Here is a 15,498-nt window from a genome sequence, read left to right as displayed (position 1 = left end):
CGGAGAAGCATGATGAGCAGCCAGAAAGAGCCTGAAGCACCCGCCAAAAACGCCGTGCCGACGACGGTCGACGTGGCGATTGTCGGCGCCGGACTCGCCGGCACGACCTTGGCCACGCTGCTGGCCAGAGACGGACGCAAGGTCGCGTTGATCGATCCGCACCATACCCATCCCGACGAGTTCAGGGCCGAGAAGCTCGGCACGGGCCAAGGGCGCCTGTTCGAAAAACTGGGCCTGAATTCGATCGTCCTGCCTCTGATGACGCCGATGGACGACATCCATGTCTTTCGCCTTGGCCAGTTGTTCGCGCGCGAACGGCGCGTCGAATATGGATTTTCCTACGGCGCGCTGATCAATGGCTTGCGCGCCGCCTTGCCGCCCCAGGTGCCGGTCACCGTGGCCAAGGTCGCCGAAATCACCACCGGGCCGGACAAGCAGCGGCTTGTCCTCAACACCGGCGCCATCATCGAGGCGCGGCTGCTAGTGGTGGCCACCGGCCATAGCGAGGCCGTGCGCCGCGCCATCGGCGTGCGCCGCATCGAGGACTCCAAGGCCCATTCCCTTTCGATCGGGTTCGATCTCGCCACCCCGCCGAGCGAATGCGCCTATCAAGCCGTCACCTGTTTCTCCAGCCGACCCGACGACCGGATGGCCTATATCAGCGTGTTTCCCATCGGCGGCGTCATGCGGGCGAACATGTTCGGCTATCGCCAGGCGAAGGAGCCGTGGACCAAGGCGTTCCGCAAGGATCCGCAGAAAATGCTTTGCGAAATGATGCCGGAGATCGCGGCGCAGTGCGGGAACTTCAAGGTCAGCGGGCCGGTCGAGATCAGGCCGATCGATCTGACGCGGACGGAAGGGCATCGCCGTGACGGGGTTGTCTTCATCGGCGACGCCTTCTGCACGACGTGTCCAACGCCGGGCGTCGGCATCGCGCGCGTGATGACCGATGTCGACCAGCTCTATTCGGTTCACATTCCGCGCTGGCTCGAAACACCGGGCATGGCGGCCGACAAGATCAGCGCCTTCTATGACGACCCGGTCAAGGTGGCCACCGATGAGGACGGTATGCGCGTGAGCTACTATGCCAGGTCGATCACCACCGGTACGGGACTCGAATGGCGCATCCGCCGCCTGCGCAACAACACCGCGCGCCAGCTGATGATCATCGGCCGCAAGATACGGCATTTCGGCCAGCAGCCAGCGGCCGTGGCCAAGATGCAATAAGGCGCGATCAACCGATCGCGCCCTTGTGCTTTCGCCTCACCGGGCGAACGCGTCAGACGTTAGCCGCTCAGGGCGGCGGCGGAGCTGACGACGGCCCAACCTGGGCCGTGACGACCGAAAGCCTTTCCCGCTTCTGCAACGTTGGCTTCTCATATTTCTTCAATGGATATGCCCTCCTCGCTGGATACCGGGCCAGAAGAGCCAATTTGGTGCCACGTGTCAATTGTGCCACGTCCGGCTGTCACAGCTTAGGAAGCCTCTCACCCCAGCGTCAGCCCGGCCTTCCTCGCTTCCGCGCGCAGGAACGGCAGGCCGACGCCGATGACGTCGTCGGGATTGTCGGCCACCGGCCGCCACACGGCGAGCCCGCCGGCGATGTCGACATCGACATGGTTCATGCTTTCGAGCGTGATCGCGCCGCTGTAGCCGATGCCGGCGATCGCCTTCATGCAGGCCGCCCAGTTGAGCATGCCGCGCCCCGGCACGCCGCGATTGGCTTCCGAGACATGGACATAGCCGAGATAGGGCGCGGCGGCCTTGAAGCCGGCCTCGAAGCTCTCCTCCTCGATATGCATGTGATAGGTGTCGAGATGGATGAAGATGTTGTCGGCGCCGACGCGCTCGATGATTTTGGCAGCATCGATGCCGCGATTGATCAGATGCGTCTCGTAGCGGTTGCAGGGCTCGATGCCGAGCTTCAGCCCATGCGCCTTGGCGGCCTTGGCCGCACGCGCCAGGAAGCTGCACATGCCGTCGATTTCGCCAGCCGTCGGGGCACGGCCGGTCGTCTTGCCGATCGTGCCATAGGTGACGCCGCCAAGTGCGGCGCTGCCCACCGCTTCGCACACCGTGAAGGCCGGCTCGAGGAACGCGAGCGCCTCGTCCGGCCGCGCCACCACATCGAGTGAAGCCGGCAGGCCAAGCGATGGAATAAGCTCGACATTCCAGCGTTCGGCAAAGGCGCGCGTGCGCCTGGTGTCGATCTCCTCGGGGCGCAGCAGCGGGATTTCCAGGAGGCCGATGCCGAGCCCCTTCAGCCGCTCCATCTGCGGCTCGATCAGGTCGAGGTCCCAGACCGGCGCGATGGCGAAAGTGTGCAGTCCAAAGGTATTCATCGGTTCAGCCTCTCTGTTCGTGCGCCGCCGCGGCGCTGGTGTCGCCGCCGCCGACGATGCGGCCGACGACTTCGTTCATGTTGGTCTTCGCGGTGACCAGGTTGGCCTCGGCGCGGCCGTGGCGCAGCACGACGATGCGGTCGGTGACCGCCAGCACGTCGTTCAGCCGGTGCGAGATCAGGATGACGGCGATGCCTTCCGACTTCAGCCGGCGGATCAGGTCGAGCACGCTCTGCACCTCGCGCACGGCAAGCGCCGCCGTCGGCTCGTCCATGATCACCAGCCTGGGGTTGAAGGTCAGCGCACGCGCGATCGCCACCGTCTGCTGCTGGCCGCCCGAGAACGAGCCGACCGAGCGGTTGATCGACGGCAGATGCGCGCCCAGCCGCTCGATCATCTTGCCCGCCTGGCGGTCCATCTCGGCCTTGTCGACAAAGCCTGGAATGAGCCCGAACAGCTTCTTCGTCGGCTCGCGGCCGAGGAAGATGTTGGCGGCCACGTCCTGCTGCCTGGCCAGCGACAGGTCCTGGTAGATCATCTCGATGCCGAGTTCGCGCCGCTGGCCGGGGTCGAGCGGCAGGATGTCCTTGCCCCCGAGTTCGATCGAGCCGGCGTCCGCCCGGTAGATGCCGGTGATGGTCTTCATCAGCGTCGACTTGCCGGCGCCGTTGTCGCCGACGAGGCCGATCACTTCGCCGGCCTCGACCGAGAGGTCGACGCCATGCAGCACGTCGACCGCGCCAAAACTCTTGCGGATGCCGTTGAGGACAAGGAGGGTCATACGCGTGACTCCTTGCGCACCTGGTACTGGTCGATGAAGACGGCCAGGATCAGCACCGCGCCGATCGCCATCTGCTGGTAGTAGGACTGCACGGCGAGCAGCGTCAGCCCGTTCTGCAGCACGCCCATGATCAGCGCACCGATCATGGTGCCGAGGATTGAGGCGCGGCCACCGAACAGATTGGTGCCGCCGATGATCGCCGCGGTGATCGCGGTCAGCTCGTAGTTGATGCCGGCGGTCGGGTCACCGGCATTGACGCGGGCGGTGAACAGGAGGCCGGCAAGGCCGGCGAGCGCCCCTGACAGCGTGTAGATGATGCGGCGATGGTGCTCGACGCGGATGCCGGCGCCGCGCGCCGCGCCCTCGCTGTCACCGAGCGCCAGCGTGTGGCGGCCAAAGCGCGTGTAGGCGAGCAGGCAGTGCGCGACGATGGCCGTCAGCACCAGCAGGATGACCGGCATCGGAATGCCGAAGGGGCGGCCCTGGCCGATATAGACGATCTCGGGCGGAAGACCGTAGATCGCCCTGCCCTGCGAGATCACCAGCGCCAGCCCGCGCGCCAGGCCCAGCATGCCGAGCGTGACGATGAAGGCCGGCACGAAGGCGCGGGTGACCAGCTGGCCATTGATGTAGCCGGCAAGCCCGCCGGCGATGATGCAGGCGCAGACCGCGAACACCGACGGCCAGCCCAGATTGACGGCGACGAAGGCGCCGGCGACGCCGGCCAGCCCCATCACCGAGCCGAGCGACAGGTCGAGCCCGCCCGAGCCGATGACGAAGGTGGCGGCGATGGCCAGCACGCCGATCGTCGATGTGGCGAGCAGGATGTTGAGGAAATTGCTGAGCGACAGGAAGTAGGGCGACAGCACCGCCATCACGGCGCTGAGCGCCACCAGCACCAGCAGCGATTCTAGGCGAATGTGGAGCCGCTCGACGGATGCGCGCTGCACCCGGGACCAGAATGACATTTGGTTGCACCTTTGAGAGAGGGCAGTAAGGCAGTAGGTAGTGGGGATTAGGCAGTAGGGTAGAAGGTCGATCGAGATCAGCTCCAAGGCCGGAACATGCCCGGTCCCTACTGCCTACTGCCTACTGCCTATTCCTCCATTCCCTTCCTACTTCACGTATTCCAGCATCGGCTCCTTGCCGGCGTCGAGCACGTCCTTGGTCAGCACCAGGGTCGGCACGGCGATGCTGTCCTCGACCTTTTCGCCGGCCAGCGCCTTCTTGACGTTTTCGACCGCCTGCTTGCCGACGAGGTAGGGCAGCTGCGCAACGGAGGCGTTGAGCCGGCCGTCCTTGATCGACTTCACCGCATCCGAATTGCCGTCGACGCCGATGATCGTCACCTGCGGACCCTTGCCGGCGGCGTAGACGGATTCGACCGCGCCGAGCGCCATGCCGTCATTGGCGCAGAAGATGGCGACGAGGTCGGGATGTGCCGTCAGCGTGTCGGTGGCGATCGAGGCCGCCTTGCCGCGATCCCAGTCACCCGGCAGCGAGGCGACGATTTCCAGCCCCGGCGCCAGTTCCTTCAGCTTGTCGGCAAAGCCCTTGGCACGCTTCTCACCGGTGATGTTGCCGGACAGGCCCTCGATCACCAGCACCGGACCCTTGGCGTCCTTGCCGAGCTTGGAGACGAGATAGTCCGCGCCTTGCGCGCCGGCCGCGCCATTGTCGGAGCCGATGTGGAAGGTGACCTTGATGCCTTCCTTGTCGAGCACCGCCTGGTCGAGATTGTTGTCGAGGTCGACGATCTTGATGCCGGCGTCCTGCGCCGCCTTGAGGCAGGGCAGCAGGTTGGTCGAGTTGATGGCGGCGGTGATCATCGCCGCCGGCTTGCGCTCCAGCATGGTGTTGCACAAATTGAGCTGCGGCTCGGCCGCCTGGTCGCTTTCGGCCGCCTGCTGGAAGTATTTCACCCCGGCTTCCTTGGCGCCGGCCTCGACGCCCTGGGCCATCGCGCCCCAGAACGGATTGGCCAGCGTCTTCATCAGCACGCCATATTCGCCGTCCTCGGCCTTGGCCACGGAGATGGCCGAGAACGCGATTGCCGCGCCCAAAGCCAAAGTAAATCGATTTATCTTCAGAGCGAACGGTGTCATTTTGGTTTCCTCCGGTTGATGTCACGTGCCGCGAGCCGAGGCCAGGCGCGGCGTCTGCCTTCCGTCTTCGACAATGGGGGCTATTGTCGGTCTCCTCCCCCGGAATGCGGGACGTTGCCTGGCGAGCCAACGGATTCCCGCATCAAAACCTTGCAAGGTTCGAGCCGCGCGATCGGCGGCCCCTCCTCGCCTTCAATCCTGGCAAACAGCGCCTCCATCGCGTGGCCGGCGATCTGCCGCACCGGCTGCACCACGGCGGCGATGGCCGGCCATGTCACCTGCATCCATTCGGCATCGTCGAAGCCGACCAGCGAAATATCGTTGGGGCAGTGCCAGCCGCGCCGGCGGAATTCGGACAGCGCCACCAGCGTGCCCTTGAGGAACAGCGAATAGACCGCCGTCGGGCGTTCGCCTTTTGCAAAATAGTCGCGCAATTGCGCCCTGAGCGGTTCGACATCGGTTTCGGCCAGCACGACATCGATGCGGACATCCGGCGCCAGTCTGAGCGCGGTCGAGCGAAACCCGTCGAGGCGGGCGCGCACCGTGGCCGCCTGTTCGCCAAGGCCGATGACCAGGATGTGGCGGTGGCCCTTGCCGATCAGTTCGCGCGCCACTTCGGCGCTGGCGGAAGCACTGTCGGCCGACACTGTGTCGAAGGCGTCGTCCGACAGCACGCGGTCGATCAGCACGCCGGTCATGCCATTGGCCTTCATGAAGGCCGCCGCCGGGCCATGCTCGTTGCGCACCGGCGCCAGCACCACGCCGGCCACCCGCCAGTCATGCATGCGGGCGAGGATCTCCTTTTCGCGTGCTTCGGATTCGCGGCTGGATGCCGCCACCAGCGTGTAGCCGCGCTGTTCGGCCAGGCTTTCGAGCTGGCTGACCATCTGGCCGAAGAACTCGCTTTCGAACTCGGGCATGATGGCGCCGATGATGCGGCGCTTGGCCCGCCGCATGTCGGAGGCCAGCGGATCGACGCGGTAGCCGAGATGCTCGACGGCGTCGAAGACACGCTGCGCATTTTCCGGCTTCACCGTGGTGACGCCCGCCATGACCTTGGAGACGGTGGCGGCGGACACGCCGGCGCGGCTTGCCACGTCGTGGATCGACGGACGCCGCTGCTGGGCTTGCCGATGCGCCATTGGTCCTCCTCCCGAGGCGCGGACATCAGCATTTTTTGTCCGCTGCCAAAATGAGTAAATCGATTTTTCGTTGTTGTAAATCGTTTAATCGGAGGTATTTTGTCCGTCGAGAAAACGCGATGCGGATCGCGTCGGGAGGAATCTTCATGTCAAACAGCGCCTTGCCGCTGGTCATCAGCGCGCCGGAACCACGCACGCTCGATCTCATCTTCACGCCGGATCAGCTGGCGCGCTTCAGGGCGAAATACCGCATCGTCGAGACGACGCCCGATGGCGTGGCCAAGCTGCCGGCCGATGTCCTTGCTGAAGCCCGCTACATCGTCGGCCAGCCGCCGATCACGCCCGAGACGCTGGCAAGCCTGAAGGCGCTGCGCTGCGTCTTCAATGTCGAGACCAATTTGCTCAACAACATGCCCTACGAGACACTGTTCGCGCGCGGCATCCATGTCGTCACCACCGGCCTGGTGTTCGCCGAGCCGGTGGCCGAGCTTGGCCTTGCCATGGCGCTCAACCTCGCCCGCGACATCGTCGACGCAGACCTCGCCTTTCGCCAGGGCAAGGAGTTGTGGGGCGGCGACGGCAACCAGACGGCGCGGCTCCTTTCCGGCGCCGATGTCGGCATCATCGGCTTCGGCGATCTCGGCCGCGCGCTGAACCGGCTGCTGTCGGGCTTCCGCACCCGCACCAAGGTCTTCGATCCCTGGCTGCCGCCGTCGATCCTCATCGACAATGGCGTCGAGCCGGCCTCGCTCGACGAGGTGCTGTCGACCAGCGACTTCATTTTCGTCGTCGCCTCGGTCACCTCTGAGAACCAGGGTTTTCTCGGCGCCGATGCCTTCGCCAGCATGCGCAAGGGCGCCGCCTTCATCCTGCTCAGCCGCGCCGGCGTCGTCGACTTCCCGGCCCTGATGGACGCGGTGAAGAGCGGCCACATCGTCGCCGCCAGCGACGTCTTCCCGGAAGAACCGCTGGCGCAGGACCACCCGGTGCGTGCCCTGCCCGGCTTCCTGCGCTCTGCCCACCGCGCCGGAGCGCTGGACATCGCCTTCAAGCGCATGGGCGACATGGTGCTGGAGGACATGGACCTGATCGACCGCGGCCTGCCGCCGCTGCGCTCCAAGCGCGCCGAACGCGAGACCGTGTCGCGGATGCGCTCCAAGCCGGTCGACAAGAACTAGGGGTTCAGTTCCGCCACATCGCAACCCGCTACGACCGCACGCTTCAGCCGACATGGCTTTCGCAAAACTCGCCGCCGTGCGATTCTGGCTACGAGCGCGAAGCCTGGTCCTTCGTATAGTCAGGCCCAAACCGTGTGGGCAGGCCGTCGGCGAGTTTCAACCAAGGCAGCTTCTCCTCAAAAGCGACATGCAGCGTTGGTGCAAATTTTTCCGGCTCCTCCATCGCCGCGGCAAAGAAATGCATGACACCGGACATGTTCTTTGAGCGGAAGGACAGCGGCGTGCCACAGTTATCGCAAAATGTTCTTTCCACACCGGGAGAAGAGTTGAACACCTTCGGTGGTTTGCCCAGCCATCGCCATTGGCTGTCCAAGACCCCAATGTAGGTGGTCATCGGCGCAGAACATTGCCGCCGACAACTTTCACAATGGCAGCTCACGCAGGCCTGTGCCGAGCCGGCGACTTCAAAAGCAATAGCGCCACACAAGCAATGACCACGCATGCAAATTCTCCTTGAGCCAACTGACCTGAGCGATAATTTATACTGGTCGTAAGGAGGGGGTCGCCGTGAAATGCGCTGAGCCGGCGCCCAATTCCGACATTCGACGCAAGCGGTTGTGTTCGCGTGCGCGAGGCGTTGCCTCCCCGCCCATGGACATGGCCCGCGGTACGCGCTTTAGTGACACAAGGATATCTCCCTACAATACAGACGGCGTGCGGTTCCCAAGTAACGGAGATCGAGCGTGCTCCTGAATTTTGTTGATGTCTTTCGTCGCGAACTGAGCGTCATCAATTTCCGTCGCGACTCCATACGCAACGGCATGGTGGCCGAGCGCAGGTCGCAGACCGCAAGCAAGGCCGCTCGCCATTTTGTTGTCGATCGCGGCGACGCGACCCTCGACGACACAAGGTCCGACCCACAGCGTGGCACGGTCCGGACGGAAAAAACCAGCAATCTTACCGGGATAGCCCTGTCGGGCGGGGGCATGCGCTCGGCCTCGTACGGCCTCGGCGTCTTGCAGGCGCTGGCGTCCCTGTCGCCAGCGGGCACTCCGCGCCCGCTCGATGCCGTCGACTATCTCTCCACGGTGTCGGGCGGCGGCTATATCGGCACGTCGGTCGTGGCCGGGATGATGCAGGACAATCGCTCATTCCCGTTCGAAAGCCGGCTCGATGAAGCGGAAACGCCTGAAACGCAGCATCTGCGTGACTTCTCCAATTTCCTGGCGCCGGCCGGTGCCCCGGACTATCTGGTGACCATCGCGCTGGTGATGCGCGGCCTGCTGGTCAATGCCCTGATCGTTCTGCCGGCCTTGTTGCTGCTCGCGGCCCTGACCATCCTGATCAATCCGACCGTATCCGACCTGATGACGCCCGGCATCTTCGGCTTTTCGGCCTCGAAATTGTGGATGCTCGGCGGAACCATGAAGCACTTTGCGCATACGATGGTTCTGGCCGCGCTGGCGGCATTGCTGATGTTCGGCAGCGCCCTCTACACGTCGCTTGCGTTTCGCAGGGACACGCTGAAGAGCCGTGAAGTTCTCGGCCGTGCCCTGGGCGCGCTGGTTGCACTGGTGCTCGCCTCGGCCATCATCGAGATCCAGCCTTTGGTGCTTTCCGGGATGCTCGCCAACGCGAACGACAAGCAGATCACCTCGGCCAGGGAAGTCATCGTCCTGGCGCAGCCCTTTCAGGATCTGCTCGCGGCTTTCGCGAGCATTCTGCCCTCGCTCGCCACGGTGCTGGCCCCAACGGTGGCGGTTCTCATTTCCGTCGCGCAGAAACTGGCCAAGCTTGCGGAGGCATCGCTCGGCGATGTGACCTGGAGCGCGGCGATGAAGAAAAACAGCAGCCGATTTGCATTGTACCTTGCCGCCGTGATCGTGCCGTTCATGCTGTGGATAGCATACATATACCTGAGTCACTGGGCGATCCGGAAAGGCGACGAGTGGTGCGGCGTGGAAACCCCGCGCTGGCTGAAAGCGATCACGCATTGCCAGGCGGATTGGTATGCGCATTGGCAGATATGGCCCCTGTCCCGACTTGGTCCGATCGGCGTAACATATCTGGGCGTCGCCTTGGCTCTCTCGGCCGTCTGCCTGTTGATCGGGCCGAATGCGAACTCTCTCCACAGGCTCTATCGCGACCGCCTCAGCCGCGCCTTTCTCATGCAGAGGAAGACGATAGGCAAGAAACCGTCGGAAGCCGTCGACACCTGGAAATTCTCCTCGTTGAAGCCGTTCGACGAGAAAGCCGGAAGCTGGAAGGAGGGCGCCGCCTTCTCGCCCTATCTTCTGTCGAACGCCGCCATAAATCTCGAGGGCTCGAAGGATCTCAACAAGCGCGGGCGCAACGCCGACAATTTCATTTTCAGCCCGCTCCATGTCGGCAGCCAGTCGACCGGCTATGTCAAGTCGAAAGATATCGAGCGCGTGGTGCCCGACCTCAGCCTCGCCACGGCAATGGCGACCTCAAGCGCGGCGGCGTCCGCCAACATGGGACGGCAGACCATCAAGATCCTGACGTTCAGCCTCTCGCTCCTGAACATCCGCCTCGGCTACTGGCTCGCCAATCCCGCCCGGATCAACGCGTTCAAGAAAGGCTTGAACCGATGGATCGCCAATGTCGGCACATGGTATTTCGCGGCGGAGACGGCCGGGCTTCTGAACGAGAAACAGCTCAACGTGTACCTGACCGATGGCGGCCACATCGAGAACCTCGGCATCTACGAGTTGCTCCGCCGCCGCTGCAAGGTGATCCTGGCGGTCGACGCCGAGGCTGACCCGGCGCTGACCTTTCCATCGCTGGTCAATCTGGAGGTCATGGCACGCATCGATCTCGGCGCCAGAATCGACCTGGGATGGCAGGCGATCCAGTCCAATTCGCTCGGCATCACGCCGGCCGCGCCCTATGGCCCTGGCGGCCCGCCCGGCCGGCATGGCCCGCATGCCGCCATCGGCATCATAAAGTATGACGACGACGAAACTGGCGTCCTGATCTATATAAAGCCGTCATTGAGCGGCGATGAGAACGACTACATCCTCGACTACTTCAGGCGGAATCCGACCTTTCCCCACGAAACGACCGTCGACCAGTTCTTCACCGAGGAGCAGTTCGAGGCCTATCGCGCCCTGGGCTTCCATGCGGCACGCGGTCTTCTGACCGGCGCCGACAATTTTGGCAAGCCCGCGGCGGCCCCGGAAGGCTGGCGCGGCCAGGTTGCCGAAGCTCTGGCCTTGCTCAATGTGCCAAAACCAATGGCAACGGCGATCGTGGCCCATATCTAGCCGCTGGCACCGCCCCCGTGCTCTGGAACCTTTGCGGGGCATTGGCGTTCTTCACTCGGATCGTCTCCCATTCGATCCTCCTCCAATCAACACCCCGCAAGGCCCCTGCCGGCGGGGTTTTTTCATGCGCCGGCAGAGGACCGAACTTTGATCCGACCTTGATCTCAGGCGAAGCGCCGGCCTGTCGGCGAACCTCGCCGCCGCCTTCGGCAGCGGGCTCTCGCGGGTTTTCATTGCGATGGAACGATCATCTTGCCGTGAAGTTTTGAAAGCAGTCGGGCGGTGGGAAGCCCGGCCTACTCCAGAAGGCCCGTCGCGATTCGCGTCGGTGGCGGGCCTTTTTGGAAGCTGTTCCACTCAGGTGGAATCCATTGGAAACCGGTTGCCACTTTTCTGACGAGCACTCCAGGCTCGCCGATCAAAGCGAAGCTTAACGGGAACGATCCAAAAAGCCTCAGGGTGTTCTCGACTATAGTTCGCCAGATTTTCCATTTTCGCACAAAAAGTCCGGAACTTTCGTCCAGACATGCCGTTTGCCACAGGATCGTTGCTTCGGCGATCTCAAGGCAATAGGAGGATCATGCCATGAATATCAAGATGATCTGTTTTGGCGCCATGGCGCTTTCGATGGTTGCTGGCTCGGCTCTCGCCGCCGGCGCCACCGGCACGTCCGCTCTCGACGACCCGGCCAAGATGCAGCCCTTCTACACGGACTCCAGCATGAAGAAGATGGTCGGCAGTGACGACTTCGTGAAGGCCTGGAAGGCGATGTCACCTGAAGACCAGAAAATGGTCATGGCGGCCTGCGACGACGAGGCCAAGAACGCGAATGCCGCCAACAGCCATCCGGAGTTCTGCAGCAGCGTGAAGGCAAACGGCGGCAGCAAGTAACTACGGCTGCCTCGGCGGTGTCTTCGTCCAAATAGACCCCAGAGCACGCGACGTCGCGAAAACCGACCCCGCCGTCCTCAGTGGCGGCGGGGGTTGGCTGTTTCGGCTTGCGGGACCTTCAGGCGTTCAGCCCCGATCCACGACCAGATTATTAATCGACCAGCGAGACCACGGCGGCCACGACGGCTGAAAGCTTCTGGCGCTTTTCAAGCACCGGCTTTTCGTAGGTCTTTTTCATGTGATGTCCCCATGACCCTAATAAGTGGCCAGAAGGCACTCCCGGAAAGATCTTGTCAAGCCGCGGCCAACACCAGGCGACGCCCTCATGAGGCGCTTAGAATCGCGAAGGGCGCTCGCTACTGGAGCTGGGAGCTCGGCGGAACAGCCGTCACAGCGGACAGCTTTTCGCGTTTGTTGAGCGTCGGCTTTTCGTAGATCTTCTTCATGGATGTCCCCAATGCCGCAGGATTTGCCTTTGGGGGCAGGTCGCAGCAGAAGCCACCGCTTGTCAAGTCGTGGCCAAAAGTGTTTTCAGGAACGTCACGCAAGCGCCTGGATTTGCAGCGATCTCTCGCCGTCAGCCGGCCTGCTGGTCCAGCCCATTTCCGTCGCCTTCCCTTTTTCGCCATGTTGCGATGCGAAGAGTTTGCTGCATTGCAATATCAGTCTGCCGGCCGCCGCTGGCGACGGGCGGGCTTGTACGAAGGAGCCGTCATGGCAGCATCGTTCCGGCCGGACATACAGGGGTTGCGCGCGCTCGCGGTCGGCGGCGTCGTCGCCTATCATTTCGGCCTCACCGCGCTGCCCGGCGGCTTTGCCGGCGTCGATATCTTCTTCGTCATCTCCGGCTGGCTGATCACCACCCACCTCATGCAGGAGATCGGCGACACCGGCCGGCTCGACCTCTGGCGCTTCTATGCCAGGCGGGCGCGGCGGCTTCTGCCGGCGGCGCTTTTCGTCATCCTGGCCACGCTTGCATCAGGCTATTTCATCCTGGCGCCGCAGGAACAGGCGCTCTATTCGCGCGGCGCCATGTTCGCCTCCGCCTACGCCATCAATCTGTGGCTGCTGCGCTGGTCGTTCGACTATTTCGCCACGGACGCCACCAGCAACCCCTTCATCCACTTCTGGTCGCTGTCGGTGGAGGAGCAGTTCTACCTGGCTTGGCCGGCGCTGCTTCTGCTCGCCGCCTGGCTGCGTCCGGGCCGGCGAATGACTGTCGCGGTGATCGGCGTCGCCGGCCTCGCCTCCTTCGCCGCCTGCCTGTGGCTGACCAGCGCGGCACCGGCCTGGGCCTTCTATTTCTCGCCGCTGCGCGCCTGGGAGTTCGCCGCCGGCGGCCTGGCGACACTGGCCCCGGCGGCCCTTCTTCAGCACCGCCCCTGGCTGCGCCCGGTGCAGGGTTGGCTCGGCCTGGCGCTGATTGCGGCGGCCTATCTCCTGTTGAGCGAGGACCTGCCCTTTCCCGGCTGGTACGCGCTGCTGCCGGTCGCCGGAACGGTGCTGGTGCTGCTCAGCGGCGCCGGCGAGCAGGCTGGCGGGCAGAGCACCCAGACCCCCGGCCCGGCTGCCGCTTTGTCGCTGCCGCCCTTGCAATGGATCGGCACGCTCTCCTATTCGCTCTATCTCTGGCACTGGCCGGTCATCGTCTATGCGCGGATGCTGGTGCCGGATCTCACCGGCCTGGAGCGCCTTGGCTGCGGCCTGCTGGCGCTGGCGCTGTCGGTGCTGACCTACCACCTGATCGAGAACCCGGCGCGGCGCGGCACCTGGCTGGCGGCGGGCGCCCGGGCGCCCGATCCTGGCGCAATTCCCCAGGGAAGGCACTACGCGCTTTTCCCGGGAAAACCGCTCCGCGCTTTTCCTGGAATTGCCCTCATCCCCGCTTTGGCGCTGACCGGCGTGGGCGTCGCGGTGGCCTATGCCAACGCGCATCTGGCCACGCGCAACATCGACCAAGCGCAGCGCGGCATCGAGCAGGCGGCCGAACGGCCCTCCACCGCGCGCGCCACGGATAAAAACTGCCTGCTCGACTTCCACACGGTGACGCCCAAGCCCTGCGTGTTCGGCGCGACGGACGCCGCCCACACCATCGTGCTGTTCGGCGATTCGCATGCCGACCACTGGTCGACGCCGCTGGTCGAGGCGGCCAGGCGCAACGACACCAAGGTAGTCACCTATCTCAAATCGTCATGCCGCGCCTCGCGGCTCTCCACCTTCAACACCGTGCTGAAGCGCGACTACACCGAATGCGACGCCTGGCGCGAACAGGCGATAGCGGACATCATCCGCAGCAAGCCGCGCCTGGTGGTGATCTCGGAATTCTCCATCGGCAATCTGACGCGCGAGATGTCCGCCGCCGGCCGCGCCGCCGAGACCGCGCGCTGGCAGGCCGGCCTGCGCTCGACCTTGCAGGCCTTCAGCCGGGCCGGCGTCGAGACGGCGGTGATCCGCGACACGCCAATCAACGACAGCTTCGCCGACACTTGCGTTGCCCGCGCGCTGTGGCAGCGCGAGACCCCGTCGCGCTGCGACACGCCAAGGGCCGACGCCGCCAATGACGGCGCCGCCGCCGCCGAGCGCGCCGTGGTGGCGAGCGTGCCCGACACGCTCTATGTCGACCTCACCAACCGCTTCTGCGGCCCGACCTCCTGCCACGTCGTCATCGGCGGCAAACTCGCCTTCCGCGACCGGCACCATCTGGCGACGGCGTTTGCCGAGACGCTGGAGGGGCCGATTGAGAGGGCGCTGTTTTAAAATGGATTAGTCCCTTCTCCCCGTCACTATACGGGGAGAAGATGCCGGCAGGCGGATGAGGGGCGGCGCGGCGTCTGCGGGTCAATGCACTCCGGCGAATTGCCCTCGGTGATGAGCCAAGAATGCCGGGTGTGGCCACAGCCTCCGATCTGGCGGAAGGTGCAAACCCTGCGATTCCGGACGGAAGAGATTTCTCAATTCGCCAGGCACCCGGTTGTGAGCGACTAGAAGCCGATGGTTCTCATCGATTGAGATGAGGTGCCGGTCGAACAGCCAATGGACGGTCGCCGATAGCGCAATGCCGTTCCGGACAACGTCTGGGCCATTGGCCGCGACCGGCTTGATATGGGCAGCCTGAACCTCCGCCCTGCCGCCACCATTGATGATGCGCAAACCGGTGACGGCGCAGGTATCTTCATAGGCCCGGCAGACCTCCAGTCGAAAGGTCGCGTCGCGGATTTTTCGGTTCAACAGGATCTGCTCCACCCGACGATCGACCGTCTCGGCAAAGCCAGACTGTCCGGCAAAATCAGGCTGCGTTGGCAACGGAATGTCCAGAGCCAGCAGGTCCAAGTCGAGTTTTCTGGCGTTGGAGGGATCTAAGGTTTCGCTAAGGCCGGCAAGCACGATCTCATCGAAGTCTGCCTGCGGGATCGCCCGAATCGACTTACCCTGTATTTCTCGACCAACGCTACTGGCGTCCACGACTTCGCGCAGTCGCGCCTCCGCATAGCGACCATTCCTGATAAAAGGCACCGGCGTCGGAAATTCGAGATACTCTGTCACATTGGCATAGTAGTGGCCGGCCAGTTCTGGGTCCGGCTCGATATCGCTCACGAAGGCGGAGGCAATGTAAGCCTGGCTGCCGCCATTGCGCCGTGGCTCGCGGTAGAGCACCCAGTCGCCAACAGTATTTCGAGCCGCCTCCAGATAACGAGCGGGGAAGTGATACCGGCCCTCACTGTCGTCATAGCCAGACCTTGGCTTCACATCAAAAACGGCTTTCACGATCCTA

Annotated in this window: 13 protein-coding genes; 5 read left to right on the top strand and 8 right to left on the bottom strand. The window is 64.0% G+C overall.

From position 1 onward, the window contains the following. Positions 1–12 precede the first annotated feature (12 nt). Positions 13–1,227, top strand: a complete 1,215-nt coding sequence (locus AC56QP_RS28505; protein WP_489862457.1) for an FAD-dependent oxidoreductase — start codon at positions 13–15, stop codon at positions 1,225–1,227. A gap of 260 nt (positions 1,228–1,487) precedes the next feature. Here AC56QP_RS28505 and AC56QP_RS28500 read toward each other — a convergent pair whose 3' ends face one another. The 5 genes from AC56QP_RS28500 to AC56QP_RS28480 all read right to left on the bottom strand — a co-directional run bounded on the left by AC56QP_RS28500 (position 1,488) and on the right by AC56QP_RS28480 (position 6,370). Then, on the bottom strand, positions 1,488–2,342 hold the full coding sequence (locus AC56QP_RS28500; RefSeq protein ID WP_489862458.1) for a sugar phosphate isomerase/epimerase family protein: 855 nt from the start codon (positions 2,340–2,342) through the stop codon (positions 1,488–1,490). Positions 2,343–2,346: 4 nt separating this feature from the next. After that, complete coding sequence (locus AC56QP_RS28495) at positions 2,347–3,123, bottom strand: ATP-binding cassette domain-containing protein (protein WP_489862459.1); 777 nt, start codon at positions 3,121–3,123, stop codon at positions 2,347–2,349. Next, complete coding sequence (locus tag AC56QP_RS28490; protein ID WP_489862460.1) at positions 3,120–4,091, bottom strand: ABC transporter permease; 972 nt, start codon at positions 4,089–4,091, stop codon at positions 3,120–3,122. Before AC56QP_RS28490 ends, AC56QP_RS28495 begins: the two co-directional genes overlap by 4 nt. A gap of 147 nt (positions 4,092–4,238) precedes the next feature. Next, a complete protein-coding gene (locus tag AC56QP_RS28485; protein ID WP_256753789.1) occupies positions 4,239–5,228 on the bottom strand; it encodes a sugar ABC transporter substrate-binding protein in 990 nt (329 codons plus the stop codon). An 80-nt stretch (positions 5,229–5,308) separates the two neighbouring features. Beyond that, on the bottom strand, positions 5,309–6,370 hold the full coding sequence (locus AC56QP_RS28480) for a LacI family DNA-binding transcriptional regulator (RefSeq protein WP_489862461.1): 1,062 nt from the start codon (positions 6,368–6,370) through the stop codon (positions 5,309–5,311). Positions 6,371–6,516: 146 nt separating this feature from the next. Here AC56QP_RS28480 and AC56QP_RS28475 point away from each other — a divergent pair, with 146 nt between their 5' ends. Further along, on the top strand, positions 6,517–7,548 hold the full coding sequence (locus tag AC56QP_RS28475; protein WP_489862462.1) for a hydroxyacid dehydrogenase: 1,032 nt from the start codon (positions 6,517–6,519) through the stop codon (positions 7,546–7,548). A gap of 88 nt (positions 7,549–7,636) precedes the next feature. On the opposite strand, the gene AC56QP_RS28470 is transcribed toward AC56QP_RS28475, so the two are convergent. Then, a complete protein-coding gene (locus AC56QP_RS28470) occupies positions 7,637–8,050 on the bottom strand; it encodes a GFA family protein (protein ID WP_489862463.1) in 414 nt (137 codons plus the stop codon). A 241-nt stretch (positions 8,051–8,291) separates the two neighbouring features. Here AC56QP_RS28470 and AC56QP_RS28465 point away from each other — a divergent pair, with 241 nt between their 5' ends. Continuing rightward, positions 8,292–10,835: a patatin-like phospholipase family protein gene (locus tag AC56QP_RS28465; RefSeq protein ID WP_489862464.1), complete on the top strand. Its 2,544-nt coding sequence runs from the start codon at positions 8,292–8,294 to the stop codon at positions 10,833–10,835. 585 nt (positions 10,836–11,420) lie between these two features. Then, positions 11,421–11,726: a hypothetical protein gene (locus AC56QP_RS28460; RefSeq protein WP_489862465.1), complete on the top strand. Its 306-nt coding sequence runs from the start codon at positions 11,421–11,423 to the stop codon at positions 11,724–11,726. Positions 11,727–12,082: 356 nt separating this feature from the next. On the opposite strand, the gene AC56QP_RS28455 is transcribed toward AC56QP_RS28460, so the two are convergent. Then, on the bottom strand, positions 12,083–12,172 hold the full coding sequence (locus tag AC56QP_RS28455) for a putative RiPP precursor (protein WP_489862466.1): 90 nt from the start codon (positions 12,170–12,172) through the stop codon (positions 12,083–12,085). A gap of 268 nt (positions 12,173–12,440) precedes the next feature. Between AC56QP_RS28455 and AC56QP_RS28450 the strand changes: the two genes are divergently transcribed. Continuing rightward, on the top strand, positions 12,441–14,483 hold the full coding sequence (locus tag AC56QP_RS28450; RefSeq protein WP_489862467.1) for an acyltransferase family protein: 2,043 nt from the start codon (positions 12,441–12,443) through the stop codon (positions 14,481–14,483). Between the two features lie 81 nt (positions 14,484–14,564). On the opposite strand, the gene AC56QP_RS28445 is transcribed toward AC56QP_RS28450, so the two are convergent. Continuing rightward, entirely contained in the window at positions 14,565–15,491 is a 927-nt protein-coding gene (locus AC56QP_RS28445) for an HNH endonuclease (RefSeq protein ID WP_489862468.1), read from the bottom strand. Positions 15,492–15,498: the final 7 nt, after the last annotated feature.

The sequence above is a fragment of the Mesorhizobium sp. RCAM 05104 genome, from assembly GCF_059683645.1.
Note: the sequence above shows the minus strand (reverse complement) of the source record. Positions and strands in the feature narration are given on the sequence as shown.